Origin of the sequence: Roseovarius sp. 217, assembly GCF_000152845.1 — a bacterium.
In the GTDB taxonomy this organism is placed as follows: domain Bacteria; phylum Pseudomonadota; class Alphaproteobacteria; order Rhodobacterales; family Rhodobacteraceae; genus Roseovarius.
On sequence record NZ_CH902584.1, the window covers coordinates 2,895,767 to 2,922,052 of the forward strand.

At 62.7% G+C, this 26,286-nt stretch carries 27 protein-coding genes and 1 pseudogene; 9 read left to right on the forward strand and 19 right to left on the reverse strand.

Translation table 11 applies throughout. The features are described 5' to 3' along the window. Positions 1–208 precede the first annotated feature (208 nt). Positions 209–1,525, forward strand: coding sequence for a DEAD/DEAH box helicase (locus ROS217_RS13760; protein WP_009818378.1), 1,317 nt, complete (start codon positions 209–211; stop codon positions 1,523–1,525). A gap of 37 nt (positions 1,526–1,562) precedes the next feature. Here ROS217_RS13760 and ROS217_RS13765 read toward each other — a convergent pair whose 3' ends face one another. From ROS217_RS13765 to ROS217_RS13775, 3 genes are read right to left on the reverse strand one after another with little or no spacing between them, the layout of a single operon-like run. Continuing rightward, positions 1,563–2,984 (reverse strand): protein adenylyltransferase SelO, encoded by a 1,422-nt coding sequence (locus tag ROS217_RS13765; protein ID WP_009818379.1) that lies wholly within the window; start codon positions 2,982–2,984, stop codon positions 1,563–1,565. A gap of 32 nt (positions 2,985–3,016) precedes the next feature. Continuing rightward, positions 3,017–3,463 (reverse strand): GNAT family N-acetyltransferase, encoded by a 447-nt coding sequence (locus ROS217_RS13770; RefSeq protein ID WP_009818380.1) that lies wholly within the window; start codon positions 3,461–3,463, stop codon positions 3,017–3,019. Beyond that, entirely contained in the window at positions 3,460–4,401 is a 942-nt protein-coding gene (locus tag ROS217_RS13775; RefSeq protein WP_009818381.1) for a nucleoside hydrolase, read from the reverse strand. Before ROS217_RS13775 ends, ROS217_RS13770 begins: the two co-directional genes overlap by 4 nt. A gap of 318 nt (positions 4,402–4,719) precedes the next feature. Between ROS217_RS13775 and ihfB the strand changes: the two genes are divergently transcribed. The 5 genes from ihfB (at position 4,720) to trpB (ending at position 7,968) form a co-directional block, all read left to right on the forward strand. Next, positions 4,720–5,001, forward strand: coding sequence for an integration host factor subunit beta (gene ihfB, locus ROS217_RS13780; RefSeq protein WP_009818383.1), 282 nt, complete (start codon positions 4,720–4,722; stop codon positions 4,999–5,001). Positions 5,002–5,004: 3 nt separating this feature from the next. Then, the gene (locus ROS217_RS13785) at positions 5,005–5,355 is read left to right on the forward strand and encodes a lipopolysaccharide assembly protein LapA domain-containing protein (RefSeq protein ID WP_009818384.1); all 351 of its coding nucleotides are present in this window, start codon (positions 5,005–5,007) and stop codon (positions 5,353–5,355) included. 9 nt (positions 5,356–5,364) lie between these two features. Further along, a complete protein-coding gene (locus ROS217_RS13790; protein WP_009818385.1) occupies positions 5,365–6,009 on the forward strand; it encodes a phosphoribosylanthranilate isomerase in 645 nt (214 codons plus the stop codon). Between the two features lie 3 nt (positions 6,010–6,012). Then, positions 6,013–6,660 (forward strand): class I SAM-dependent DNA methyltransferase, encoded by a 648-nt coding sequence (locus ROS217_RS13795; RefSeq protein WP_009818386.1) that lies wholly within the window; start codon positions 6,013–6,015, stop codon positions 6,658–6,660. 81 nt (positions 6,661–6,741) lie between these two features. Further along, on the forward strand, positions 6,742–7,968 hold the full coding sequence (gene trpB / locus ROS217_RS13800) for a tryptophan synthase subunit beta (protein WP_009818387.1): 1,227 nt from the start codon (positions 6,742–6,744) through the stop codon (positions 7,966–7,968). A gap of 30 nt (positions 7,969–7,998) precedes the next feature. Here trpB and ROS217_RS13805 read toward each other — a convergent pair whose 3' ends face one another. The 3 genes from ROS217_RS13805 to mazG form a co-directional block, all read right to left on the reverse strand. Beyond that, complete coding sequence (locus ROS217_RS13805) at positions 7,999–8,394, reverse strand: carboxymuconolactone decarboxylase family protein (RefSeq protein ID WP_009818388.1); 396 nt, start codon at positions 8,392–8,394, stop codon at positions 7,999–8,001. A gap of 4 nt (positions 8,395–8,398) precedes the next feature. Then, a complete protein-coding gene (locus ROS217_RS13810; protein WP_009818389.1) occupies positions 8,399–8,779 on the reverse strand; it encodes a DUF2237 family protein in 381 nt (126 codons plus the stop codon). A gap of 63 nt (positions 8,780–8,842) precedes the next feature. After that, the gene (gene mazG / locus ROS217_RS13815) at positions 8,843–9,658 is read right to left on the reverse strand and encodes a nucleoside triphosphate pyrophosphohydrolase (protein ID WP_009818390.1); all 816 of its coding nucleotides are present in this window, start codon (positions 9,656–9,658) and stop codon (positions 8,843–8,845) included. Between the two features lie 62 nt (positions 9,659–9,720). Here mazG and ROS217_RS13820 point away from each other — a divergent pair, with 62 nt between their 5' ends. Both ROS217_RS13820 and speB read left to right on the forward strand, forming a co-directional pair. After that, entirely contained in the window at positions 9,721–10,884 is a 1,164-nt protein-coding gene (locus ROS217_RS13820; protein WP_040650592.1) for a M20 aminoacylase family protein, read from the forward strand. 12 nt (positions 10,885–10,896) lie between these two features. Continuing rightward, the gene (gene speB, locus ROS217_RS13825) at positions 10,897–11,862 is read left to right on the forward strand and encodes an agmatinase (protein WP_009818392.1); all 966 of its coding nucleotides are present in this window, start codon (positions 10,897–10,899) and stop codon (positions 11,860–11,862) included. 48 nt (positions 11,863–11,910) lie between these two features. On the opposite strand, the gene grxD is transcribed toward speB, so the two are convergent. The 7 genes from grxD to ROS217_RS13860 all read right to left on the reverse strand — a co-directional run bounded on the left by grxD (position 11,911) and on the right by ROS217_RS13860 (position 19,302). Beyond that, the gene (gene grxD, locus ROS217_RS13830; protein ID WP_009818393.1) at positions 11,911–12,273 is read right to left on the reverse strand and encodes a Grx4 family monothiol glutaredoxin; all 363 of its coding nucleotides are present in this window, start codon (positions 12,271–12,273) and stop codon (positions 11,911–11,913) included. Continuing rightward, positions 12,266–12,511, reverse strand: coding sequence for a hypothetical protein (locus ROS217_RS13835; RefSeq protein ID WP_009818394.1), 246 nt, complete (start codon positions 12,509–12,511; stop codon positions 12,266–12,268). The genes grxD and ROS217_RS13835 overlap by 8 nt, the downstream gene beginning before the upstream one ends. Positions 12,512–12,515: 4 nt before the next feature. Next, complete coding sequence (locus tag ROS217_RS13840) at positions 12,516–12,752, reverse strand: BolA/IbaG family iron-sulfur metabolism protein (RefSeq protein WP_009818395.1); 237 nt, start codon at positions 12,750–12,752, stop codon at positions 12,516–12,518. A gap of 137 nt (positions 12,753–12,889) precedes the next feature. After that, on the reverse strand, positions 12,890–13,423 hold the full coding sequence (locus ROS217_RS13845) for a hypothetical protein (protein ID WP_040650593.1): 534 nt from the start codon (positions 13,421–13,423) through the stop codon (positions 12,890–12,892). A gap of 351 nt (positions 13,424–13,774) precedes the next feature. Then, positions 13,775–15,940, reverse strand: coding sequence for a phosphoribosylformylglycinamidine synthase subunit PurL (gene purL / locus ROS217_RS13850; protein WP_009818397.1), 2,166 nt, complete (start codon positions 15,938–15,940; stop codon positions 13,775–13,777). A 179-nt stretch (positions 15,941–16,119) separates the two neighbouring features. Then, positions 16,120–16,656: a phosphoribosylglycinamide synthetase gene (locus ROS217_RS13855; RefSeq protein ID WP_254656425.1), complete on the reverse strand. Its 537-nt coding sequence runs from the start codon at positions 16,654–16,656 to the stop codon at positions 16,120–16,122. A 168-nt stretch (positions 16,657–16,824) separates the two neighbouring features. Beyond that, complete coding sequence (locus tag ROS217_RS13860; protein ID WP_009818399.1) at positions 16,825–19,302, reverse strand: penicillin acylase family protein; 2,478 nt, start codon at positions 19,300–19,302, stop codon at positions 16,825–16,827. A gap of 60 nt (positions 19,303–19,362) precedes the next feature. On the opposite strand from ROS217_RS13860, the pseudogene ROS217_RS13865 reads away from it, so the two are divergent. Then, positions 19,363–20,274, forward strand: a pseudogene (locus ROS217_RS13865) (NAD(P)-dependent oxidoreductase); the annotation flags it as partial. Between the two features lie 12 nt (positions 20,275–20,286). Here the strand turns inward: ROS217_RS13865 and ROS217_RS13870 are convergent. The 6 genes from ROS217_RS13870 to ROS217_RS13895 all read right to left on the reverse strand — a co-directional run bounded on the left by ROS217_RS13870 (position 20,287) and on the right by ROS217_RS13895 (position 26,146). After that, complete coding sequence (locus ROS217_RS13870) at positions 20,287–20,673, reverse strand: hypothetical protein (RefSeq protein ID WP_009818401.1); 387 nt, start codon at positions 20,671–20,673, stop codon at positions 20,287–20,289. Between the two features lie 68 nt (positions 20,674–20,741). Next, the gene (locus ROS217_RS13875) at positions 20,742–21,959 is read right to left on the reverse strand and encodes an MFS transporter (protein ID WP_009818402.1); all 1,218 of its coding nucleotides are present in this window, start codon (positions 21,957–21,959) and stop codon (positions 20,742–20,744) included. A 43-nt stretch (positions 21,960–22,002) separates the two neighbouring features. Continuing rightward, positions 22,003–23,268 (reverse strand): cobyrinate a,c-diamide synthase, encoded by a 1,266-nt coding sequence (locus ROS217_RS13880; protein WP_009818403.1) that lies wholly within the window; start codon positions 23,266–23,268, stop codon positions 22,003–22,005. Beyond that, positions 23,256–24,131 carry a uroporphyrinogen-III C-methyltransferase gene (cobA, locus tag ROS217_RS13885; protein ID WP_009818404.1) on the reverse strand — a complete coding sequence of 292 codons (876 nt, stop codon included), beginning with the start codon at positions 24,129–24,131 and terminating at the stop codon, positions 23,256–23,258. The genes ROS217_RS13880 and cobA overlap by 13 nt, the downstream gene beginning before the upstream one ends. 112 nt (positions 24,132–24,243) lie before the next feature. Next, a complete protein-coding gene (locus ROS217_RS13890; RefSeq protein WP_009818405.1) occupies positions 24,244–25,377 on the reverse strand; it encodes an ABC transporter substrate-binding protein in 1,134 nt (377 codons plus the stop codon). Positions 25,378–25,498: 121 nt separating this feature from the next. After that, positions 25,499–26,146, reverse strand: a complete 648-nt coding sequence (locus ROS217_RS13895; RefSeq protein ID WP_009818406.1) for a TetR/AcrR family transcriptional regulator — start codon at positions 26,144–26,146, stop codon at positions 25,499–25,501. Positions 26,147–26,286: the final 140 nt, after the last annotated feature.

Genomic DNA, 26,286 nt, shown 5'->3' on the forward strand with positions numbered 1-26,286 from the left:
TGCCGCGTGAGCAGCACTGCCCGAGATGGGCGTATCTTATGAAATGTCGCGGATGATCCCAAAATCACGCGTGGGGCCAAACACCTGTCAGAGTGCAGGGGGCATTCGGCTCTTTGGCTGCTGGTTGGTGCAACCACGACGACCGGGCGGTGATATTCACCGTCTGCGATGGGCTGCGGGATGTCCTCGCGCCCCGAAAGGATACGACTTGAATCTCTTTGACGAAATGGGCCTGCCTGCGGCCCTCGTGCGCAAGCTTGCAAACGAAGGCATCACCGAGCCAACCCCGATTCAGACCCATGCGATCCCGCATGCGCTCAACGGGTTTGACGTGCTCGGCCTCGCACAGACCGGGACCGGTAAGACGATGGCCTTTGGCCTGCCGCTGATCACCCGCCTGATGGAAGAGCCGGGCAAACCAGCGCCCAAAACCATCCGCAGCCTGATCCTTGCCCCGACCCGCGAACTTGCAGGCCAGATCCGCGACTCGCTTTTGCCGCTGGTCAAGGACAGCCCGATCAAGATCGGTCTTGTGGTGGGCGGTGCCTCGATCAATCCGCAGATCAAGCGGTTGGAGCAGGGTATCGACATTCTTGTAGCGACACCTGGCCGCTTGCTTGACCTCATTGACCGCCGCGCCGTGCGGCTGGATGCCGCGCGGTTTCTGGTGCTGGACGAGGGCGATCAGATGCTCGATCTGGGCTTTATCCATGCGCTGCGCCGCATTGCGGGTCTGTTGGCCGCTGAGCGCCAGACCATGATGTTTTCCGCCACTATGCCCAAGCAGATGGAAGAGCTTGCGGGCAGCTATCTGCGGAATCCCAAGCGGGTTCAAGTCAGCCCTCCGGGCAAGGCTGCGGACAAGGTCACGCAAGAGGTGCATTTCATCGCCAAAGCGTCCAAACCCGATCTGCTGATCGAGCTATTGGGCAAGCACAAGAGCGAATTGGCGCTGGTCTTTGGCCGCACCAAGCACGGGTCGGACAAGTTGGCCAAGCGACTGGAGCAGGCCGGGTTCGCTGTCGCCACGATTCATGGCAACAAGAGCCAAGGTCAGCGCGAGCGCGCCCTCAAGGCGTTTCGCGATGGTCAGGTCAAAATTCTGGTCGCTACAGATGTGGCAGCGCGTGGTCTGGATATTCCGGATGTGAAACACGTCTATAACTATGAGTTGCCCAATGTGCCTGATAACTATGTTCACCGGATTGGCCGCACAGCGCGCGCGGGCAAAGACGGGGCAGCGATTGCGTTCTGTGCTCCTGATGAGATGGGCGAGTTGAAAGATATCCAGAAGGTTCTCGGCACGACCATTCCGGTTGCCTCTGGCCGTCCGTGGGAAGTGTTGCCAGATCCGAAATCGCCCAAGCCCACCTCGGCGCGCGGCGGTCCGCGTCGTCGCAGTGGCGGCGGCGGGTTTGGCGGCGGTGCACAACATGGCAAGCCGCAAGGCAAACCCGGTGCCGGTGCCGGTCGTCGGCGAAAGCCGGGTGGCGGTGGCAGCGGTCAGCGGTCTAACGCGGCCTGAATAAGATAAGAACGCCGGGGCATGCCCCGGCGTTTTCTCATGTGCCGCAAAAGGTGTTCTCGACAACCTCTGCCGGGGTGGGCGGACGTTTGAGATTGTCGGCCTCGGGTTGATCCACATAGGGATGGGCCAAAACGCGGAGCAGTCGCTGAAATGGCGCATAATCGCCTGCGACGGCGGATTCGATCATGTGCTCGACCCGGTGATTGCGCGGGATGAAGGCAGGATTGGCGGCGCGCATCACGGCCTCGGGGTTATCCTCTTGCGCGATGCGGGCGCGCCAGAGCGGCTCCCATGTGTCAAAGGCGGCGCGGTCGAGAAACTGATCGCGCGCGGTGCCGTCGATGAGGCCGCGGAAGGTATTGGTGAAATCTGCCCGTCCCTCGGCCATGCGCGCGAGCAGGTCGGCAATTAGGGGGGCGTCTTGGGCGGTGGCCTCGGCAATCCCGATCTTGCGGCCAAAGGCACGGCGCCATTCGACTTCGATCTGGTCGGGCATGGCATGGACCAGCGCGGTGAAATCTTCGATCGCTTCAGCCTGATCCGGCATCAGGGGCACCAGTGCCGTGGCCAATTGCGCCATGTTCCAGACGATTACATGCGCCTGATTGTCATAGGCATAGCGGCCACGCGTATCAATCGAGCTGAACACGGTCTGCGGATGGTAGGTATCCATAAAGGCGCAGGGGCCATAGTCGATGGTTTCGCCCGAAATCGCGGTATTGTCAGTGTTCATCACCCCATGGATGAAACCGACGGACAACCAGCCCGCCACCAGTCGCGCTTGCCTTCGGATCACTTCGGCCAAGAGATGCGCAGGGCCCTCGATCAAGGGATAATGCCGCGCGACGGTATAGTCATAGAGCGCTTTCAGCCCCTCGACGTCGCGTCGTGCCGCGAAATATTGGAAGGTGCCGACGCGCAGGTGGCTGGCCGCAACCCGTGTCAGCACCGCGCCGGGCAATCCACCGGCCTCGCGGTAGACTGGTTCGCCAGTCTCGACGGCAGCGAGCGCGCGCGTCGTGGGCAATCCAAGGGCGTGCATCGCTTCGGACACCAGATATTCGCGCAGGACCGGACCGAGCCAGGCGCGCCCGTCACCCATTCTGCTATAGGGGGTGGGACCCGAGCCTTTGAGTTGAATGTCCCGGCGTTGTCCGGTCCGGTCAATCACCTCGCCCAATAGCAGGGCACGTCCATCGCCCAACTGTGGAGAAAAGCCGCCGAATTGATGCCCCGCATAGACCTGCGCCAGAGGTGCGGCCCCTTGGGGCACGTCATTGCCCGAGAACGTCCGTGCGAGATCGGCATCGGGGGTATCTGGAATACCAAGCTCCGACGCCAGTTCCCGGTTGAACTGGATCAGGCGTGGGGCGCGCACGGCTAGGGCCGATTGCCGGGTGTAGAACCGCGCTGGCAATTGCGCATAGCTGTTTTGGAACGGAATCTCGAGTGTCATGCAGGTTACCTAGGGTCAAGCGGGGGAAAAGTCTACATTTCCCGCGTCAGAAGGCTGTACGCGTCACGCGGCAGAAACCTGAGTTTCTGATAAAGCTTTAACGCCTTCTCGTTGTCACGCCGCACCTCAAGATGCAATGCCTTCAATCCAGCACCGGCAAGGGCCTTGGGAAGGCTGATCATGACCTCGGTGCCGATGCCGCGCCCGCGCACGCCCGGACGGATGTAGAATTCATCAACGTAGCCATCAAGTCCGCCAAATTCCACCGACCAGCCAAAACTCAAGACGATATAGCCGATGGGGGCGCGTCCGGGGCCAATGAGATAGACCACGCCATGCGGGCTGCCTTCGAGCATTGGCAAAAGTGCTGCGCGTCGCGTCGCGTCAGCCTGTGAGATGCCCGCCTCGTCATGAAAGGCGGCCACCAGCGGCAAAAGTCGGTCCAGATCGTCGGGCCGTGCGAGGGTGAGGGCGGTCATAGCCGGGCCAGCCTTTCGGTGAGCAGGTCAAAGAAGGCCTGTGCGTTGATATCGTGGACGAAGGTTGCATTGGCGGGTCTTCCGGTCACGCCCCACCAATCCACCACCGTCATACCCATCGTCAATTCCGATTGTGTTTCGATTTCGACATTCACCTTGCGCGCCTTGAAAAGGTCAGGCCGCAGGAGCCAGCAGATTGTGCACGGATCATGCAGCGGAGCACCGTCTGCGCCATGGCGTTCCGGATGATATCGCTCGAAAAAGCCGGTCAAGGCAGCAACAGCGCGACCAACCCGTGATCCAATGCCGCGAAACGCTGCGTTGCGGGCGGGTGTCACCAGCGCCTTGTGCGTGACATCGAGGGGCAGCATGGTCAGGGGCACGCCTGAGGCCAGGACACGGGCAGCCGCCTCGGGATCGACATGAATGTTGAACTCTGCCGCCGGGGTCACATTGCCATGCGCCGTATGGGCGCCTCCCATCAGCACGATCTCTTGCACCCGCGCGACGATGTCGGGCGCCTTGGCAAAGGCCGTGGCAATATTGGTGAGCGGTCCGATGGGCACCAGCGTCACTGTACCCGGTGGCCTCTCGCGCAGCGTATCGATGATGAAATCAACCGCGTTCTGGTCCTGCACGGGGATCTGAGGGTCAGGAAGGTCCGGGCCATCGAGGCCTGAGCGGCCGTGCACATGCTCTGCCGTTACCAGATCGCGGCCAAGTGGGCGGTCGCATCCCGCAAAGACAGGCAGATCGGGACATCCGGCCAATTCGCAGATCATGCGTGCATTGCGGGTCGTCTGCGCAAGTGGCACATTGCCTGCCACGCAGGTGAGGCCCAGCACATGAAGCGTCTCGGGACAGGCCAGCGCCAAGAGGATCGCCACCGCGTCATCCTGTCCGGGATCGGTGTCGATGATGATCTGCCGTGCCGTCATGCCTGTCTCCGTCGCGCCGCGCGAACCATGCGGCGGATGCGTCCAAATGTCCACCAAGACTGTCAGGGGACTGCGGCGGGTCGCCGATCCGAATCAATCGGTCTCGAGAGAGATGCCGCGCCGCAGCAATTCAACGCATCCAGCAAACCGGCCCCATTGAGCCGCGAAGACCACGTGAAAATCCGTGCGACTGGCAAAAAATCGCATAGATTTCCGCCTCTTGACCCGGCTTTCTGTTTGGGTTTCGCGGCATTCTGGCTATAGTCCCCTGCAACTGCCACAAAGTTACAAACAATAAGGCCGGGGGAGAGACCACCGATGATCCGATCGGAACTGATCCAGAAAATCGCTGACGAAAATCCGCATCTCTATCAGCGCGACGTCGAGCGTATCGTCAATACCATCTTCAACGCGATCACCGACGCGCTTGCCGAAGGCAATCGGGTCGAGTTGCGCGGGTTTGGTGCGTTCTCGGTGAAAAAGCGGGATGCGCGCACGGGTCGCAATCCACGCACCGGCGAAAGCGTGCATGTTGAGGAGAAATACGTGCCCTTCTTCAAGACGGGCAAGCTCTTGCGTGACCGGCTCAACGGAAAGTAACTCATGCGCTATATCCGCTATGCCTCGATTGCCATCTTTGCCCTAGCGCTTGTGCTGATTGCATTGGCCAATCGCGGGGTCGTGACCCTGCGGGTGCTGCCTGACGAGTTGGCAGGCTTTGCCGCGCTCAACCCAACCTATGATGTGCCGCTCTTTATCGTGATATTCGGTGGCATTCTCATGGGGTTGATCGTCGGGTTCATCTGGGAATGGATTCGCGAGGCTGGGGAACGGGCGGCAGCGGCGCGGCAGGCGCGCGAGTTGGCAAGCCTGAGAGCCGAGGTCAAGCGTCTCAAGGGTGAGCGGCATCAGGGCAAGGATGAAGTTCTGGCGCTCTTGGATCAAGCAAGCTAAACCGCGCGCATGACCAGAGATATTCGTGTCAAGATTTGCGGCCTGACCGCCGCCACCGACGTGTCTGCGGCAGTGGCTGCCGGTGCCGCCTATGTCGGGTTCGTTTTCTTTGAGAAATCGCCGCGTCATGTGACCTGTGCGCAGGCGCGTAGTCTCGCGCTTGACGTGCCTTTGGGCGTTGCCAAGGTGGCGCTGACAGTGGATGCAGATAACGCGGCGCTGGACGCTTTGACGGAGCTCGTCCCTCTCGATTTCCTGCAATTGCATGGAAACGAGAGCCCGGCGCGTGTGGCCGAGGTCAAGGCGCGGTATGGCCTGCCGGTGATCAAGGCCATCGGGATCGCCGAAGCGACCGATCTCGCGCAGATCGACGTTTATAGCGGCGTGGCCGCTCAGCTTTTGATCGACGCCAAGCCACCACCGGGGGCGACACGACCGGGCGGCAATGCGCTGGCCTTTGACTGGGGGTTGATCGCGGGGCGTGACTGGTCCTTGCCTTGGCTCTTGGCGGGGGGGCTGACCCCCGAGAACGTGGCCGAGGCGGTGGCGCGCACGGGCGCGCGGCAACTCGATGTCTCGACCGGGGTCGAGGTTGCGCCGGGGATCAAGGATGCGGGTCTGATCCGCGCCTTTATTGACAACGCCCAAGGCTAGGTCATGCTGGCCCCGCAAGAGGAGGCTGACGTGATGGACGATCTGAGCGACGTTTACGGTGCCAAGACGCCTGAGCAATCCCGCGCGATCTATAACGATTGGGCGCAGAGCTATGACGCAGATAATCTGGCACGTGGGTTTCGGCTTCCTGCCCTTGGGGCCGCTATGTTTGCACGCTTTATGGACCGGAGCGACGGGCCGGTGCTGGATGCCGCCTGTGGCACCGGGCTGGTGGGCGAGAGCCTGCGGATTCTGGGGTATGGCCCGATCACCGGCTGTGACCTCTCGCCCGGCATGCTGGCGGCGGCGCAGGCAACGGGGCAATATGCCGATCTGGTCGAGGCGGAGATGGGCAGCGGTCTGCCCTTTGCCGATGACAGCTTTGCTGGCTTTGTCTGCGTGGGTGCCTTTGGCCCCGGTCATGCCCCGGCTGAGAGCCTCATTCATCTGAGCCGCGTGACGCGCCCCGGCGGTATCGGCGTGTTCAATCTGCTCGAGGCGACGTGGAAGGCGCAGGGGTTTCAATCGGTGCTGGAATCGCTGGTGGACAGTGGCCAGATCCATATCGCGCAGCGCTCTGAGCCGTTTTTGCCCTTTCTGTTGGCCGAACCGGACCTCTGGTCGCGGCTCTATGTGATCCGTCGGCTCTGAACGCCCCGCTTTTCGCTGGAAAATCCCCCGCGCGTCCCATATTCAACCTCAGACTTTCCCGAATGACAAAGGCCAGAGACAATGAATGATCTCTTCAACAGCTTTATGACCGGTCCTGATGAAAAAGGCCGGTTCGGCGATTTCGGCGGGCGGTTCGTATCGGAAACCCTGATGCCGCTCATTCTGGAACTGGAACAGCAGTATGAGCACGCCAAGACCGATCAGAGCTTCTGGGATGAGATGCATGATCTGTGGACGCATTACGTGGGCCGCCCTTCGCCGCTCTATTATGCCGACCGGCTGACGCAGCATCTGGGCGGGGCCAAGATCTATCTCAAACGGGATGAATTGAACCACACGGGCGCACACAAGATCAACAATGTGCTGGGCCAGATCATCCTTGCGCGCCGCATGGGCAAGAAGCGGATCATCGCGGAAACCGGCGCGGGGCAGCATGGGGTGGCGACGGCCACGGTCTGCGCCAAGTTCGGGCTGCAATGCGTCGTCTATATGGGCGCGCATGATGTCGAGCGGCAATCACCCAATGTGTTTCGCATGCGGCTCTTGGGGGCAGAGGTGGTGCCGGTGACCAGTGGCCGGGGCACGCTCAAGGACGCGATGAATGACGCGCTGCGCGATTGGGTCACGAATGTGCGCGACACGTTCTATTGCATCGGCACGGTGGCGGGGCCGCATCCCTATCCGGCGATGGTGCGCGATTTCCAGTCGATCATCGGCAAGGAAACCAAAGAACAGATGCAGGCCGCTGAAGGGCGTTTGCCCGACACGCTGGTTGCCGCGATTGGCGGTGGATCGAACGCGATGGGGCTGTTTTACCCGTTCCTTGATGATCCGACCGTGAATATTATCGGGGTCGAGGCCGGGGGCCATGGCGTGGACGACCGGATGGAGCATTGCGCGAGCCTGACTGGCGGGCGGCCCGGTGTGCTACATGGCAATCGCACGTATCTCTTGCAGGATGCTGATGGGCAGATCCTTGAGGGGCATTCGATCTCGGCCGGGCTCGATTATCCGGGGATTGGGCCTGAGCATAGCTGGCTGCATGAGACGGGTCGGGCCAAGTATGTCTCGATCACCGATGTCGAGGCGCTGGAGGCATTCCAGCTCTGCTGTGCGCAGGAGGGGATCATCCCGGCGCTGGAACCCAGCCACGCCCTTGCCCATGTGATGAAGATTGCGCCGACGCTGCCACACGATCACCTGCTGGTCATGAACATGTGTGGTCGTGGCGACAAGGACATCTTTACCGTCGCCAAGCATCTGGGGTTCGATATCAAGACCAGTTGAGCCTGACAGGGCGGGCAAGTCCCGCCTTTATCAGATCTTGAAAGCATCATCCACCGGCACCTGAAGGGCCGTGGCGAGGGCATTGGTCTGACTGGCCATGCCGATCACCGACAAGAGTTCACCGTGCTGTGCGGGTGTCATCCCCTTGGCGCGCGCTGCTGCGGTGTGGGAATGAGCGCAGTATTCGCAGCCATTGGCGACCGAAACGGCGATATAAATCAATTCCTTGGTCAGCGGATCAAGGGTGCCGGGGCCCATCACGGATTTGAGCCGTTCCCATGTTGCGAGCAGGAGGGCCGGGTCATGCGCGAGGGCCCGCCAGAAATTATTGATGACATCGCTGCCCCGCGTGGCGCGGATGTCGTCAAAGACGGCGCGCACTTCGGGGCTGGCTTCGACATCGCTGATCAGGGTTACAGTGGCCATCCTGTCAGCTCTCGGGGGCGGCGTTTTGTTGCAGCGCCTCCAGTGGCACGATCTCGAGGGCGCGCACATGGGTGGCGTCGAGCCGCACCATCGGTGCGCAACCCTCGTCATGGGCCTGAAGAAAGCGCGCGGCGCAGAGGCACCATTGATCGCCCGGTTTCAGACCGGGAAACTGGAATTCAGGGCGGGGGGTGCTGAGATCATTGCCGACATATTTGGAAAAGGCCAGAAATTCGGCGGTCATCAGGGCGCAGACCGTGTGGCTGCCGTGATCCTCGGCGCAGGTGTTGCAGTGGCCGTCACGGAAGTAGCCGGTCAGCGGCGCGGAGGAGCACGGCTCCAGCGCCTCGCCCAGAACATTGCGGGCTTCATCCATGATCGTCATTGACTTGATCCTTTCATTCTTAGGCTGAGAGTGGCGGGTTTCTGGCGTCGTTACAAGCGGTTGTCAGGCGCGCTCCTCCGCTTTGGCCTGATCCCAGAGTGTATCCATCTCAGCCAGATCCGACTCGGGTGGGGTTTTGCCGCGTTCGGCCAAAAGCGCTTCGATCCGCTCGAATCGGCGGGTGAATTTGGCGTTGGCGCGACGCAGGGCGGTTTCGGGACAGAGCTTCATATGCCGCGCGAGATTGGCCATGACAAAGAGAAGGTCGCCAAACTCCTCTTCAACTGCATCCTGGGTCAACTCGGTTGCAGCTTCATGCAATTCATCAACTTCTTCTCGTATCTTATTGAGAACATGGGAAGAGTCCGGCCAATCAAAGCCCACACGCGCGGCGCGTTTCTGGAGTTTGACGGCGCGCAGGAGCGCAGGCAGGCCAAGGGCCACACCGTCCAGTGTGCCGGTCTTGGCCTCGGCGGCGCGTTCGGCGGCCTTGACCACCTCCCAGTCGCGGGTCTGTTGTTCGGCGGTTTTGTCGCGACTCTCAACGCCAAAGACATGTGGGTGACGTGCGACCATCTTGTCGGAAATGGCATTGGCCACGTCCATCACGTCAAACAGGCCACGATCCTGCGCAATTTGGGCATGAAACACCACCTGCAAGAGAAGATCCCCCAATTCACCACGTAGATCCTGCCAATTTTCCTGTTCGATGGCATCCGCAACTTCGTAAGCCTCCTCAATGGTATAGGGGGCGATGCTGGCGAAATCCTGCTCGACATCCCACGGGCATCCGGTGTCAGGATCACGCAGGCGGGCCATGATGGCGATGAGGCGGGGCAATCCGCCGCGGGGATCGTGGATGAGCGTATCGTCAGGCATTGCAGCGGCCTCGTCTTTGGGGTTGAGTGGACCCTGACGCGAGAATGAAGGGATGTCCAGAGATGGCCGTGATCAACCGAATTGCCGGATTCTCAGAGGAAATGACGGCCTGGCGCAGGCATCTGCATGCCAATCCCGAATTGGGGTTCGATTGCCACAAAACGGCGGCCTTTGTGGTCGAGCGATTGCGGGACTTCGGCATCACGCAGATCGAGACCGGTGTGGCGACCAGTGGGGTTGTCGCGGTGATCGAGGGCCAAGGCGAGGGGCCGTGCATCGGGCTGCGCGCCGATATGGACGCGCTGCCGATGACCGAAGTCACCGGGCTCGATTATGCCAGCCAGACCCCCGGCAAGATGCATGCCTGCGGCCACGACGGGCATACGACGATGCTGCTTGGCGCGGCTAAGTACCTTGCAGAGACACGGAATTTTGCCGGTAAAGTGGTGCTGATCTTTCAACCTGCCGAAGAGGGTCCGGGCGGGGGACGCATCATGGTCGAAGAGGGCGCGCTGAGCCGCTATGGGGTGGAGCAGGTCTATGCGCTCCATACCCTGCCGGGGGTGCCTGCGGGCACGTTCGAGACCACGCCGGGGCCGATCATGGCGGCGGTGGATACGCTGCATATCGACGTGATTGGGCGGGGCGGGCATGGCGCCATGCCGCATGAGACACGCGATCCGGTGGTGGCGGCTGTGGCCATTGTGCAGGGCATCCAAACGATTGTCAGCCGCAACCGTAACCCCTTGGATGATCTGGTTATTTCGGTGACGCAGATCCATACCGGCACGGTCGATAACGTCATCCCCGAGACCGCCTATATCAACGCCACCATCCGGACATTCACGCCCGAGGTGCAGGAGATGGTGCATCGCCGGTTGCGAGAGGTTACAGAGGGCGTGGCCGTTGGCTATGGCGTGCGGGCGGAGGTGCGGATTGATCTGGGATACCCCGCCACCTACAATGACGCAGAGAAAACCGCCTTTGCCGCAGAGGTCGCGCGGGAGGTTGTGGGCGAAGGATTGGTCATCGCGGATCGCCCGCGTGAAATGGGGGCCGAGGATTTTTCCTATATGCTGCAAGAGCTTCCGGGGTCTTATCTGTTTCTTGGGCAAGGCGTCGGGCCGGGGCTGCACCATCCCGGGTTCAATTTCAACGATGCGGTGGCCCCGGTGGGTGCCTCGTTCTTTGCGCGGCTGGTCGAGCGCGCGCAGCCTCTTGGCTGAAGGAGACAAGCCATGGCACTGGAAGATGCGAAAACACAGATAGATCAGGCGTTTACGCGTGAAACATCACGTGGATTGAGCTTTGAGAATGCCTTTGGTGGGGCGCTGTCCTTTGCGCGCCGTCGGTATACCAAGGATCTGACGGATGTCGATGTGGCGATCACCGGGGTGCCGTTTGATCAATCCGTGACCAACCGGACAGGCACCCGCATGGGGCCGCGCGCGGTGCGCGAGGCCAGCGCATTACAGGTTTATGATCCGCCCTATGGCTGGGATGGCTATGATCCGCTGTCGCATTTGAGTATCGCCGATTATGGAGATTTAGCGTTTGATTACGCACATGTAGCGGCCTTTCCTAATGCACTCTATACGCATGCCAAGGGCATTCTGGACGCGGGTGCTGCCTGTTTTGCAATTGGTGGAGATCACTATATCACCCTGCCGCTGTTGCAGGCGCATGCCGAGAAATACGGACCACTGGCAGTGATCCATTTCGATGCGCATTCAGACACTTGGGCGGATGATGACCTGACGCGGATCGACCATGGCACGATGATGTACAAGGCCGTGAAGCAGGGATTCGTCGATGTGACGCGCTCTGTTCAGGTGGGTATTCGCACGACAAATCCGGACACGATGGGGTTTTCCACACTGGATGCGCGGCAGGTGCATCTGGAGGGGCCGGTGGAAATAGCTCGCAAGATCAAAGAGATCGTGGGCGATGCTCAGGTGTATATGACGTTTGATATCGACGCGCTGGACCCGGCCTTTGCGCCCGGCACCGGAACGCCGGTTTGGGGGGGGCTGAGCTCGGCGCAGGCGGCGATCATTCTGCGGGATCTGGCGGGGATCAATCTGGTGGGGGGAGATATGGTCGAGGTGTCGCCGCCCTATGATACCACAGGCGCCACGGCCATCGCTGGGGCGCATGTGATCATGGAAATGCTGTGCCTCTGGGGTTGGACCCGGAGAGGCTGAGCCGTACGACTGTGCGGTCAAACCGTACGGTTTGACCGACCCCTTGGTTCAGGCGTTCGCTTCGCGGATTTTCTCGGCGGCGTCCTTGTCGTAGGACACGCCGGATTTCTCGAAGAGCTCATCAAGTTCGCCCGAAAGCGTCATCTCGGTGATGATGTCGCAGCCGCCTACGAACTCACCCTTAACGTAGAGTTGAGGGATGGTGGGCCAGTCGGAATAGTCCTTGATGCCCTGACGGACGTCTTCGTCGGCAAGGACGTTCACGTCCTTGAAGTCGACGCCCATGTAATTCAGCACGCCCGCCACGCGGGAGGAGAAGCCGCATTGCGGCATGTCTTTGGTGCCCTTCATGTAGAGCACGACATCGGCGGATTTCACGGTCTCTTCGATGCGGGTCTTGGCGTCAGTCATGGCTTGTCCTATCGGTCTGTCTATCGGCTTTGGCCGAGGGGTCTGTCTCTTCGGGGTCATACCCGGTTTCGTCGTCGCCCAAAAGAGTTACATGGGTGCTGTCGGTTTCTTCGCAATAGCTGAGGCCGTAATCGGCCCGCCCATCGCGGCGGTAGCGCCGGATCTCATGCCACATCGTATAGGCAAAGATCACGGCAAAGGGCAGAAGCAGCAGGGCGACGATCAGTCTGGGTTCCATTCACTCAGTCGGGGGCCTTGGTTGTCAGCGCCAGGGCATGCACGGCACCGTTGGGGCCGTCCATCTTGCCTTTGATTGCGGCATAGACGGCGCGTTGCTGTTGAACCCGGTTCATGCCGCGGAAACTCTCGTCGATGACTTCGGCGGCGAAATGCACGCCGTCTTCGCCATCGACGGTGATCTTGGCATTGGGCAGGGCTTGGCGGATCAGGGCTTCGAGGTCAGAGGCGAGCATGGCCATTGGGGCGTCTCCTTGTCACGTCTTGCCCAAGATGTAGAGCCCCATCGGCATGAGTGCAAGGGAGCGCAGGCGGGCGGGATGGCTTGGCTGTTCATCGGGCTCAAAATTCCTCGGGGAGCAGAGCCGACTGACTGAGGTCAGATTCCTTCGCCTTTTTTGAGCAACTCATCAATCAGCGCGCGTTGCAGCGCGCCGCTGTCGCCACCGCCATAGTGCAGCGCGCCGCCGGAATAGAGCGTGCCATAGCTCTGGGCGAGGTTGACGACCTGACCCAAGCCCGAGATGAACTCGTCCTTCTCCAGCGGTTTCAGCGGGTGGATGAAGGCGGCCCATAGAAGATCCTTGGCGATGGCGTAGCGGGCATCGAGGGCGGTGTCGAAATTGGCTTGCAGGATGCGATTGAGGTCTTCGGGTGTGAGGTCTGTGGCCTTGGCCACAGGGGTCATGGCGCGCATGCGGTCTGCGGATTCGTCGGTGACGATGAGCACCTGCACGTCGTTCACGGTCAACTGCCAGACGCTGCCGTTGCTCTCTGCCTCGGGATCAAGGGCGCGGATGATGGTATCGAGCCGCTCCAGCGTCATTGGCGGCTCTGGCGCGGGCGGGGTGTCCTGTGCTGTGAGGGGCGTGGCGAGCAGCACAAGGCTGAGGGCGAGCAGGCGGCGGAGCATGGGCGATCCTTTCATGGCTGGTGTCAGCCTGCCACGGGGGCAGGGCCCGCGCCATGGGGCTCCGGAAAACGTGATGGGGTGTGGGGCGGTGTTGGTGACGCTCGCCCCAAGTGAGGAGGCGCGCGGTGCCCGTCCGCCGGGTGGGCGCGGCCACTTGGTCGGCTGGCACTTTATCTTCGCCAAATACTTTCGCGTTCTAAATAAGTTGAGCCGTTGCAAAAGCGCCCGCCCGAGGGGGCGGGCGGGCGGGCGCTGCGCGGCGGCGCGTACCGCGCCTTGATTCCGCGCGTAGGCGCTAGGGGTGAATGTCAGCTCTAGGTCAAAGTTGCCATTTCGCTGCGCCCGTTCCCCTTAGTCGAACGTCGCGCCGAAGGTGCTGCGGAAGATGTTCGACAGTTCGGCAAGCGGGGCCTCGGATTTGCCCAGACGCACGCTGTCGCCGGTGAAGCGGCCCACGGAGGTGAGGGCAACGCCGGCGTGGCCTGCGGCGGTCATCAGCGCCTCGGCCTGATCGAAGTTGCAGGCGATGAGGTAGCGGGCCTGATCTTCGGCAAAGAGCGTGGCGGTGTCGTCCGCATCGAGATGGATGCCAACGCCTGCTGCCTCGGCCATTTCAAAGGCGGCCAAGGCCAGGCCGCCATCGCTGAGGTCGGTGCAGGCCTTGATCAGCGCATGATTGGCGCGGATAAAATCGCCGTGGCGTTTCTCGGCGGCGAGGTCCACGGGCGGCGCGTCGCCTTCGACTCGGTTGAACACCTCTGCCAGAAGGGCCGATTGGCCCAGGTGACCGTGGGTTTCGCCCAAGAGCAGCGCCACATGCCCGTCGCGCGCCTGTCCGGTGATGGCGGTTGCGGGGTCACGGATGATGCCCACTGCGCCAATGGTCGGCGTGGGCAGAATGCCGGTGCCGTCGGTCTCGTTGTAGAGCGAGACATTGCCCGAGACGATCGGCATGTCGAGAGCCGCCACGGCCTCGCCGATGCCCTTGATGGCACCGACGAATTGGCCCATGATCTCGGGCTTTTCGGGGTTGCCGAAATTGAGGTTGTCGGTGGTGGCAAGCGGGACTGCGCCCAAGGCAGACAGGTTGCGATAGGCCTCGGCCACCGCCTGTTTGCCGCCCTCAAAGGGGTTGGCCTTGACGTAGCGCGGGGTCACGTCGGAGGTGAAAGCGAGCAATTTGTCGGTGCCATGCACACGGATGAGGCCCGCGCCCTGACCGGGGGTGCGGGCGGTATCGGCCATGACCATCGTGTCATATTGCTCATAGACCCATTGCCGGGCGCAGTAGTTGATCGAGCCAATGAGCGCCTTGAGGCCGTCGATGGGATCGACGCCGGGCACGGTGGCGGGGTCGAGCGGCGTGGCGGGGGTGGTTTCCACCCAAGGGCGGTCATATTCGGGAGCGGAGCCTGAGAGGGTGGCCAAGGGCAAGTCGGCCTTGATGTCATTGCCATGCAGGATGAGAAAGCGGTCTTCGGCGATGGTTTCGCCGACGATGGCGAAATCGAGATCCCATTTCTCGAACACGGCGCGGGCCTCGGCCTCAAGCTCGGGGCGCAGGACCATGAGCATGCGTTCCTGCGATTCCGAGAGCATCATCTCATAGGCGGTCATGTTCGCCTCGCGTTGGGGCACGGCGTCGAGTTGCAGTTTGACGCCAAGTCCGCCCTTGTCGCCCATCTCCACGGCAGAGCAGGTGAGGCCCGCCGCGCCCATGTCCTGAATGGAAATCACAGCACCGGTGGCCATCAGTTCGAGACAGGCCTCCATCAGGCGTTTCTCGGTGAAAGGGTCGCCCACCTGCACGGTGGGGCGCTTTTCCTCGATGCTGTCGTCAAACTCAGCAGAGGCCATGGTCGCGCCGCCGACGCCGTCGCGGCCCGTCTTGGCCCCGAGATAGACCACGGGCATGCCCACACCAGAGGCGGCGGAGTAGAAAATCTTGTCCGCGTCGGCCAAGCCTGCGGCAAAGGCGTTCACAAGGCAGTTGCCGTTATAGGCCGGGTCAAACCGCACCTCGCCGCCCGCGCAGGGCACGCCAAAGCAGTTGCCATAGCCGCCCACGCCTGCAACCACGCCATGCACAAGTTGGCGGGTCTTGGGGTGTGCCGGTTCACCAAAGCTGAGCGAGTTCATCGAGGCGATGGGGCGCGCGCCCATGGTGAAGACATCGCGCAGGATGCCGCCCACGCCGGTCGCGGCCCCTTGATAGGGTTCGATATAGGAGGGGTGGTTGTGGCTTTCCATCTTGAACACAACCGCCTGACCGTCGCCGATATCGACGACGCCGGCGTTTTCGCCGGGACCGCAGATCACCTGCGGGCCGGTGGTGGGCAGGGTGCGCAGCCATTTCTTGGAGGATTTGTAGGAACAATGCTCGTTCCACATGGCCGAGAAGATGCCCAGTTCGGTGAAACTCGGTTCGCGTCCGATGATCTCGAGGATGCGGTCGTATTCCTCGGGCTTGAGGCCGTGGGACGCGATGAGATCGGGGGTGATGGACGGTTCCTGCATCGGGCGGGCTCCTTCGGGGATGTGCATGCGGCGGTCTTTAAAGCAGGACTGCGGCGGGGGGAAGGGGCGCGTGATCGGGGGTGGGAGATTTTGCGGCATGACAGCAAAACGGCCCGGCCTTTGAGGGCCGGGCCGTTGGCGCGCCGGGAGGGAGGAGCGCGCCGTGGAAAGGTGAGCGGTTATTGCGTCATCGTTGCGACTTTTTCCGCCACGGCGGTGCGCAGTTGCTCGAGGGTCATGGCATATTCCAAGCCGCCGTTCTCGCCGACGCTGAGCGAGCCTGCCTCAAAGCCGATACGCTCGGCCGGGAGGTCGGCATCCGTGCTCACATCGACATAGATCAGATGCTCTGCGGTTTCGTCGCCCTCGTGCGAGACGACTTCGCCAATGACCTTGTCATCCACGGAGGTCAGCGTGGCCCCAGTCTCGGCCTCTGTGAGAATATTCTCGACAAGGGTGTTGCCGGTCTCGCGCTGGCCTTTGGCCGTCAGATCAAGATCGGTGGGTGCGTGGATTTCGCCATCCTCTGCAACGGTGGCCTCGGACCAACCGCCCGACTGCGCGTCTGCGGCAGTGCCTTGGGTTTCTTCATAGACGGCGTCTGTGCCGCTGTTGTCCTGAGACTGCCGTTCGGTGCCGCCTTCGTCTGCGGCATAGGCCGCCAGGGCCGAAACACTTGTGAGGGCAGTCGCGAGAGCCAATTTGCGGAACGTCATATCGTCCTCCGTTTCTGCAGGGTCCATCCTGCGGTTTGCGTCAACGCGCCAATTGCGCGCTTGAAGGGTCAACGCAGGAGGTGCGGCGCGGTTCCAAATGGGATGAAAAAAGGTGAGAGGCCTGTCGCCGCAGGCACGAGCACCTGCGCCGGAGTGGTGACGGCGCTGTTACTGGCCGTCGGGGCGCAGGATGGTGATCCCCACCGCCGCCGCGCGTGCGAGATCGGGATCGAGTGACATCGGGATGTATTCGCCACGCCGCCAAAGTTGCGACAGGTTGTCGTAATAGCGGCTGAGAAAATGCCCTGATTGGCCGGTGGCGATGATGAAGACGCTGCTGTCGGGATCGGCAAAGTCATAGACGCCACGGTAGCCAGCGCCATGCACATTCTGGAACGGGTCCGGGCCGTCGCCGCCGCGCGTGCGTCCGCGCAAGAGCGTGTTGTCGCCGCCTGAGGTGGATTGGCGGATGTTGACGAAATGGCGCAGAAGCGGCACATCGCCCAGCACCGGATGGTCATGAGTGGCCTGATGCGCGTCACCCCAGCGCAGGCTCTCGAGGGACTTGCCATAGCGTTCGGAAATCCAGATCAGCGCATCGTCGAGCGCCATGCGGGCGGTGTCGGTGCAGGTCTCGACCGCCGCCGACTGCTTGACGTCGCACCAGGCGGCGGCGCCATCGACATTGCGGAACACCCGTTCGATGAAGATCGGATCGGGGTGGTCGAATTCGCGCGAGAGCGGCCCGAGATCATCGCGAATGAGGCGGTCCATCAGGGCGCGCATCCATGCGGCATAGAGCAGTGGCTCTGGCAGGTGTTCGTTCATTTCGCCGTTCCAGTCGGCGAGCATGGCGAGCGCGCGTTGGCGCAGGCGTTCGGGCGTGCCTTCGGGAGCGGATTCGCCGGTGAACCAGAGATCGGCCCCGATCAGCGGCAAGAGGGAGCGGGCGGTAAAGCTGACGGTGTCAAGCTGCGCCTCGATAAAGCTGTCGCGGGTGTGCACCTCGCGGCCCTGCATGAGCCTGCGCCAGCGGTGGACACGCTGGGTGTCGCCCCAGAGGTGGCTGACATGCATGGGAAAGGGGCGGTCCACAACCTTGTTGTTGGTATTGCCGAGGATGCCGCCGGAGGGGGCCACGAACTCGGGGTTGGCGGCAAAGGGGAGCGTGCCCTGCCAGCGGTTTTCCGTCAGCCAGCCGCGTGCGGGCATGCGCCCTTCGCTCTCGTGGCGGGCGTCGCGGCGGGGCATGGCCCCGACGGTGCGCATGGCGATTGTGGACTGGTCCACCAACGTGAGGTTCTGCGAGGGCGCGATGTAGAGGCGGCTGAGGTCAATCGCGTCCTGCACTGATTGCGCGCGCATGAGCCCAATGGCCGAGGACATGGTTGTGTCATTGGGGCTGAGGGCGGTCCAGTTGAGCGAGGCGACATGGCCCGAGGGGGTCACTTCGGCCAGATCGTAATGGCTGCCCGGCAGAACGGGGCCGTTATCTGTCCAGCGCAGGGTGAGGGTAACGGGATCGGCATCCTTGATTTCGATGATAGACCGGGTGGTGCGAAACGGTTTCCAGCCCTCCGGCGTGCGGTATTCATTGGCGTTATCGGGGTTCACTTCCTCGATATAGAGATCCTGATCGTCGAGATAGGACGAGGTGATGGCCCAACCAAGACGCGCGCTGCGCCCGGTCAGGATCGCCGGGATGCCGGGAATGGTGCCGCCGATCACGCCGCCCGATGTCAGATTCAGCCGGGCGAGATACCAGATATTCGGGGCGGAAAAGCCCAAGTGCGGATCATTGGCCAGAAGCGTGCCGCCCGAGGCCGAGCGTGAGCGTGCGGCGGCAAAGGCATTCGATGCGCCGGCAAAGGCGCGACGTTTGAAGGGGGACAGCGGATCCTCTGTTTCGGGCGAGGTTTGGGCCATGCGGGACCAGTTGGCACCGGGAAAGAGTGCTGCATAATCGGGCAGGGCGGCGATACCGCTGCCGGGGGCAAGAGGCATGATGTCCGCGAGGCGGTCAGGGTCTTCGAGGGCCAGTGAGGTGCGGGCAAAGAGCACCTCGTTTTCGAGATGCGAGGAAAGCTGCACCGCCATCAGTTTGATCAGCGCAATGGAATCGGCGGGTTGCCACGGGGCTATGGGCGCGTTGAAGAGGAATTGTTCGGGGGCACCGCGCCCCAGCGCCTCGCGGTTGATCTCTGAGATGCGGGCGTTGACGCCATCGGAATACGCCTTGAGCGCGGCCAATGTTTCGGCATCCTGTGCGGCGACCGACTGGCGCGCCAGCGTATAGAGGTCAAAGCGGCGCAGGGTGCTGTCGATCTTGACGGTACGGGGGCCGAATATTTCGGAGAGCCGCCCCTGCACGGTGCGGCGCATCGTCATCATCTGCCAGAGGCGGTCCTGCGCATGGACATAGCCCAGCCCAAAGAAGCTGTCGGCGTCGGTCTGGCCCAGAATATGCGGCACATTGGCATTGTCGCGCACGATCTCGACCGGGGCGGCGAGGCCGCTCACGGTGAGCGTCGTGTCATAGTCGGGCAGCGAGCGGGAGAGCAGGAAATACGCGCCAACGACAGCCAGAACCGCCAGCAGGATTGCCCCGCCCGCAAGCCGCAACAACCATTTCACCACCCCTGACATGCCCCGGCACCGCCCTATTTTCCGCTTGCATCACCAGCCGGGGATAGTCAGAAAACCTCGGCAAGACAATGGCACAAGATTGTAGGAGAGGACAGGACTATGGCAAAACTGGCGTTTTTGGGGCTCGGCGTTATGGGCTATCCGATGGCGGGGCATCTGGCGGCGGCCGGGCATGAGGTCTGTGTCTATAACCGCACCGCGGCCAAGGGCGAGAAATGGGCGGCGGAGCATGGCGGGCGACACGCGGTCACGCCGCGCGAGGCCGCAGAAGGGGCCGAATTCGTGATGGCCTGCGTTGGCAATGACGACGATCTGCGCTCGGTCTGTCAGGGGCCGGACGGGGCCTTTGCCGGGATGGCATCGGGTGCGGTGTTCGTGGATCACACCACGGTGTCGTCGAAGGTGACGACCGAGCTTTATGCCGAGGCCAAGGCGGCGGGGCTGAATTTCGTCGATGCGCCGGTGTCGGGTGGTCAGGCGGGGGCCGAAAAAGGCCAGCTCTCGATCATGTGTGGTGGGGACGCGGATGCCTATGCCGCCGCAGAGCCGATCATGCAGGTCTATGCCAAGCTCTGCCGCCGGATTGGCGAGAGCGGCGCGGGGCAGATGACCAAGATGTGCAATCAGATCGCGATTGCCGGTCTGGTGCAGGGGCTGGCCGAGGCGCTGCATTTCGCCGAGAAGGCGGGATTGGACGGGCGCGCGGTTGTCGAGGTGATCTCTCAGGGGGCGGCGGGCAGTTGGCAGATGGCCAACCGCTATGAGACCATGATTGACGACAAATGGGAGCATGGCTTTGCCGTCGACTGGATGCGCAAGGATCTGGGCATTTGCCTCAGCACCGCTGACGAGACCGGGGCGAGTCTGCCGGTGACGGCGCTGGTGGATCAGTTCTACAAAGATGTCCAGAAGATGGGCGGCGGGCGTTGGGATACGTCGAGCCTCTTTGCGCGTCTGCGCAAGCTGGGCTGAGAGAGCGCTGCGTCAGGCGATCGTGCGGTCGCCTGACAGCCATTTGCGCGTGTCGCTGAGATCGAGGATCAGCGAGACCACATCGACCGCGAGCAGGATCACGAGATAGGTCCGATAACTGTCGGCGATGTCTTGGCTCAAGAGCCACAGGATCAGGCCGAGCATCGGTGTCCAGATCAGCACATGCGGCAGGGCCATCACCTTGGAAAAGCCGCGCTCGATCAGCATCAGCACGCCATTGCAGAGCATCGCGCCGATTGCCATCAGCGCCAGCCATGCGCCTGCGGGTTGCGTGATATAGAGCAGCGATGCGGCATTGACCGGCACCAGAATGACGGCCACCCAGAGCTGCGCCCAGAGGGGGAGGCGGCGGTAACTCTGCCAGATTTCTAGGATCATCCCGGCCCTTCTTTCAGCGTTCTAAAAATACTCAAATCCGACGGTGCCGCCCGCGCTCAGGCATCCTCTCAGGCGTCCTTGGGGCGCAGTGTGAGCCAGATCAGTGCGCCGCCTGCCAGCATGAGGAAGGGGGCCATGGCGAGGTTGACGGATGTCCAGCCCGCCTCTGGTGTGCCGCCGGAGCAGTTCATCAGGCCCCCCGAGGACAGCGAGGCAAAGGTCACACCGCCGAAGACGATGAGATCGTTGAGCCCCTGCATGCGGCCACGTTCATGCGGGGCATGCGAGCCTGCGAGCAGGGTGGTCGCACCGATGAAGCCGAAGTTCCAGCCGATGCCCAAGAGAATGAGGGCGACGAAGAAGTTTTCCAGATGCACGCCGTTCAGGGCCACCGCCCCCGCGCCTGCGAGGATGACGAGGCCGATCGCGACAATTTTCTCTACGCCGAAGCGGGCGATCAGGTGGCCGGTGAAAAATGACGGAATATACATGGCCAACACATGCGCCGTGACCACATCCGCCGCATCGCCCGCGTCAAAGCCGCAGCCCACGACCGCGAGCGGTGTCGAGGTCATCACCAGATTCATCAGAGCATAAGAGACCGTGGCGCAGATCACCGCCACGGCGATGCGCGGGGTTTTGAGGAGTTCAATCCGGGTGCGGCCATGGGGGGCGTCCACGGCGGGCACCGGCGGTTTCGGGATGTCGAGCATGAGAAAGAGGAAGGCACCCGCGATATTGAGGGCGATGACCGCTAGATAGGTGCCTAAGAACGGGATCACCATGGCCTGCGAGGTGGCCTTGACCAGTTGCGGGCCGATCACGGCGCTAAGGAGGCCGCCCGCCATGACGTAGGAGATGGCCTTGGCGCGGAACGCGTCGCTGGCGGTGTCGGCGGCGGCAAAGCGGTAGAAGCCCTGGGCCGACATATAAGTGCCGGTGATGAGGCTGCCCAGGAGGAAAATCGGGAAGGAGGCGGTATAGAGCCCGTAGGCGCCGATGGCGCCGCCAATCGCGCCTGCACCCGCGCCGATCATGAAGCCCACACGCCGCCCGTAGCGCTGCATCAGGTGCGAAATCGGTGTCGCCGAGAGCATCGAGCCCAGCACGATGAGCGATATGGGCAGGGTGGCGAAACAGATGTTGGAGGCAAGCGATTGCCCGGCCAACCCGCCGACGACGAAGATCATCGGCATTTGCGCGCCCAAGATGGCTTGGGCTGCGACGAGAACGGCCACGTTGCGTTTGGCGCGGCTATCGTCAGGATGGAGGGCTGTGTCAGTCATGGCGCAAGTGCTAGACCCGTCGCCTGCGCGCTGCAAGCGCAATTCAGGCGCGGTCGATGAGATGTGCGAAGGAGCCGCTCACCCGGCCCAAATGGAGGCCCATGGGGGGGAGGGCTGTGCCTTCGGCGTCTGTCGCGGCAAAGAGCGGCGGGCCATCGGCGCGCAGGGTGGTGGCGTAGTGGAATTCGTGGGCGGCCCATGTGCCGGGGAATGGCCCTCTCTGTGCCTCAAGGTGGCGGTAGCCGAGATGGAGCTGGCGGGTGGCAAAGCTGGTCTCGAGCGGGAGCAACCCGGCCATCACATGCCGGGTGCCATCCGCGCCTGTCAGCCCCTCGCCCAGTACCATGTAGCCGCCGCATTCCCCATATATATCCGTAGTTTGCGCCGCATTTCTCAGGCTTTGCATGAAGGTGGTGTTGGCGGCGATCTGGCCTGCGTGCAGTTCCGGGTAGCCGCCGGGGAGAAAGACGAAATCGGCCTCTGGCACCGGATCATCGGCGAGTGGCGAGAAGGGTCGCATTTCTGCACCCGCCGCGCGCCAATCGGCCAGCATATGTGGGTAGGCAAAGCCGAAGGCGCGGTCTTGGGCCACGGCGATGACCTGTGCCGGGGGGGTGAGGCGCGGGGCGGCTTTGGCCTCGGGCAAGGGGGCTGCGAGCGCGCGCAGCGTTTCGCGGTCAAGCGTCATGGCGAGGGCGTCGGCGGCGGTGTCGAGGAAGTGATCGAGATCGGGGCGCTCGATGGCTTGCACCAGTCCCAGATGGCGCGAGGGTTGCGCCAGCGCCGGATTGCGGCGGAGGGCGGCCAAAACGGGCAGGCCGAGGGGGGCAAGGGCGCGGCGCAGCATTGCTTCGTGACGGTCTGAGCCCACATTGTTGAGCATCACGCCCGCGACGCGCACATTTGGATCAAAGCCTGCGAAACCTGCAACCAAGGGGGCGATGGAGCCTGCCATGCGGCCTGCGTCCACCACCAGCACCACCGGCAGGGCGAGATGCCGCGCCAGATCGGCCACAGCACCGCGCCCGTCGGGGGGCGCGCCATCGAAAAGGCCCATGGCACCCTCGATGATCAAAAGGCCGTCGCCCGCCGCAAGGCTGCGCAGGCGCTCGGGCGTCATGGCCCAAGCGTCGAGATTGGGGCAAGGTGCGCCGCAGGCGGCCTCGTGAAAGCGGGGGTCGATGTAATCGGGGCCGGATTTGGCGCCGCGCACGGTCAGTCCCTGGCGGGACAAGAGGCGCAGCAGGGCGAGGGTGAGCGTGGTCTTGCCAGCCCCTGAGGCGGGCGCGGCGAGGATCAGCCCTCGCATGCGGTCTCGGCGGGCAATCCGCGCCCGAGCGGGTCGAGGTTGCGGGGGGCGGCACCGGCCAGCATGCCCTGCCAGTCGAGCACTTGGCGCATCAGCACCGAGCGGCCGATACAGAGGATCGCGGGCGGCTCAAAGCCGCTCGCCTCGATATCGGCGGCAAGCCGTCCAAGGGTGGTTTCCAGCACGCGTTGATCGGGGGTGGTGGCGGAACAGACCACGGCGCACGGCTCATCCAGAGGGCGACCCGCGTCGAGAAGCGCCGCGCTGATCTGGCTCGCGTGTTTCATGCCCATATAGATCACGATCACCTGGCTGCCCTGTGCAATCGCCTGCCAATTGAGCGAGGAGGGGGTGAGGCCGGATTGGTCATGGCCTGTCACAAAGGTCACGGATTGATTGACGTCGCGATGGGTGACGGGGATGCCCGCATAGGCCAGCCCGCCGATGCCCGCGCTGATGCCGGGGATGATGCGGATGGGTATGCCGTGCTGCACCAGCGTTTGTGCCTCTTCGCCGCCGCGGCCAAACACAAAGGGATCGCCCCCCTTGAGGCGCAGAACGCGCAGGCTTTCGCGGGCGAGGTCGACCAGTTGCAGGGAAATGTCGCGTTGTTTGGCCGAGGGTTTGCCGCCGCGTTTGCCCGCGTAGATGTGGCGTGCCTGCGGGGCCCAGTCGAGGATGCAGTCCTGCACCAGCGCGTCGTAAATCACCACATCGGCCTGCCCAAGGGCATTGAGGGCGTGCAGGGTCAAAAGGCCGGGATCGCCGGGGCCAGCCCCACAGAGCCAGACCCAGCCGGGTTCAAGCCGGGGCCAGTCATTGCCCGGCAGGGGCGTGGAGAAGGGGGGGGGCGAGTCGGTCATGTCTTTGTATGCCGCGAGTTTTATCCGGAGGAAAGGCGGCAAACGACCATGCGTGTAGGTCGGAGCGACATGGGGGTGTGGCCGGGCCGTGGGAACGGCCCGGCGCGGGGTGTTACATCTTGCAGTCAACCGCGTAGGCGTCGGCGTGATCTTCCAGCGCCACACCGATGATCTTGTTGGTGTAGATGTCACCTTCCTTGATCACCTCGCGGACATAGATGTCCTGAATCGGGTGATGGTTGTTGCCAAAGGCAAAATCGCCGCGCGTGCTGGCGAAATCGGCGGCCTTGAGTGCAGCGCGGAAGGCATCAGCGTCGGAGGGCTGCGCCTGATCCAGCGCCGAGATCAGGAGGTTGGCGGTGTCAAAGCCCTGGCTCGCGTAGAGCGAGGGCAGGCGGCCATATTTTTCCTGAAAGCTGGCGACGAAGGCGACGTTGGTTTCGTTGTCGATATCCTTGGACCATTGCGAGGTGTTGACCACGCCAAGGGCCGCGTCGCCCACCGCCTGAAGGATGCCTTGGTCAAAGCTGAAGGCGGGGCCAACCACGGGCAAGCCGACGCCGCTGTCGGCATATTGCTTGAGGAAGGAAATCCCCATGCCGCCGGGCAGGAAGAAAAACACAGAGTCAGCCCCGGAGGCGCGGATCTGGGCGATTTCGGCGGCGTAATCGGTCTGGCCCAGTTGGGTGTAGATCTCGCCTGCGAGGTCGCCTTGATACATGCGTTTGTAGCCGGTCAGCGCGTCCTGACCTGCGGGGTAGTTGGGCGCGAGGATGAAGCTGTTTTTATAACCTGCGTCATTGGCATAGGCACCTGCGGCCTCGTGCAGGTTGTCGTTCTGCCAGGCGACGTTGAAATAGTTGGGCAGGCAGCCCTGACCCGCCAGCGCCGAGGGGCCAGCATTGGGCGAGAGGTAGAATTTGCCTTGGGCGACCGCGCCGGGCACCACCGCCATGGCAAGGTTGGACCAGATGATGCCGGTCATCACGTCGACCTTGTCGGACTGGATCATCTTGTCCGAGAGTTGCACGGCGATGTCGGGTTTTTGCTGATCGTCCTCGATGATCACCTCGATGTCGCTGCGCCCGGATTGTTCCAGCGCCAGCATGAAGCCGTCGCGCACGTCGATGCCGAGGCCCGCGCCACCGCCGGAAAGGGTGGTGATCATGCCGACCTTGATGTCAGCCTGCGCGGTGACAGCGGCGAGGCTGAGCGCGCCGGCGATGGCCAGTGTCTTGAATGTCATATGTCATCTCTCCCTGATGTCGGGCGGTTTGTCCCGTCCCGGTTTGCCCTTGGTCCCCCAGAGGGCGGTGCTCAATCCTTTCCACAGCTTTGGCAAAAGGTCCAGATGGCAGCATATCGGGTCAGGTGCCGGTGTGGCGCGCCATGAAGCGGTCGGTTTCGGCGGGGGTCGGGGGATGGCCCGAGAAATTCTCGACATAGGCGGGCATGCGCGCGATGCGGATGTCGCGGGGTTCGGCCACCATCATCGAGATATAGCCGATCTGGGTGTAATAGACGGTATGGGCGCGGGTGTCGGCGTGATCGCTGGCGTAACCGAATCGCTCGAACATGGCGCGGATGGCAGTGATGCGGGTCTCGTCGGTGCGTTGCAGCTTGGCCTTGATCGTGGGATCGCCGAGCGCCCAGTTGCGGATCGCGAAATCGAGGCGGGAATCGAACAGATCGCGGGTGAGCCAGCAGTCGAAGAGGTTGTAGAGCGCCTCGTTGATGGTTTCGGCATAGGCCTCGGTGCGGGCCACGAGATTGCCGGTATTCTGCGCCTCCCAGCGGTCGAGAAGGGCGGCAAGCAGCGCCTCGCGGTCTTTGAAATGCCAGTAGAAACTGGTGCGCGACAGGCCGAGCATCTGGGCCAGTGGCATCACCTTGACCGCCTCCACCCCGGCGGTGACGAGCACCTCATAGGCGGCATTGAGCCACAGATCCTCGGAGCCGCGGGCGGCGGGATCGGGGGCGGGTTTGGCGCGGCGGGTGGTTTGGGGGCTGGTCATGGCCTGAGCCTAGACGGTTTTGGCGCGGCTGGCAAATAACTTGACAGGTTAGTTTGTTTTCTCGACAGTGGTGTCGATTAAGTCTTCACGCCACCGCCGGGTCGTTCCCGGCCAGCCAGGATCAGGCCGATGCCGCACGC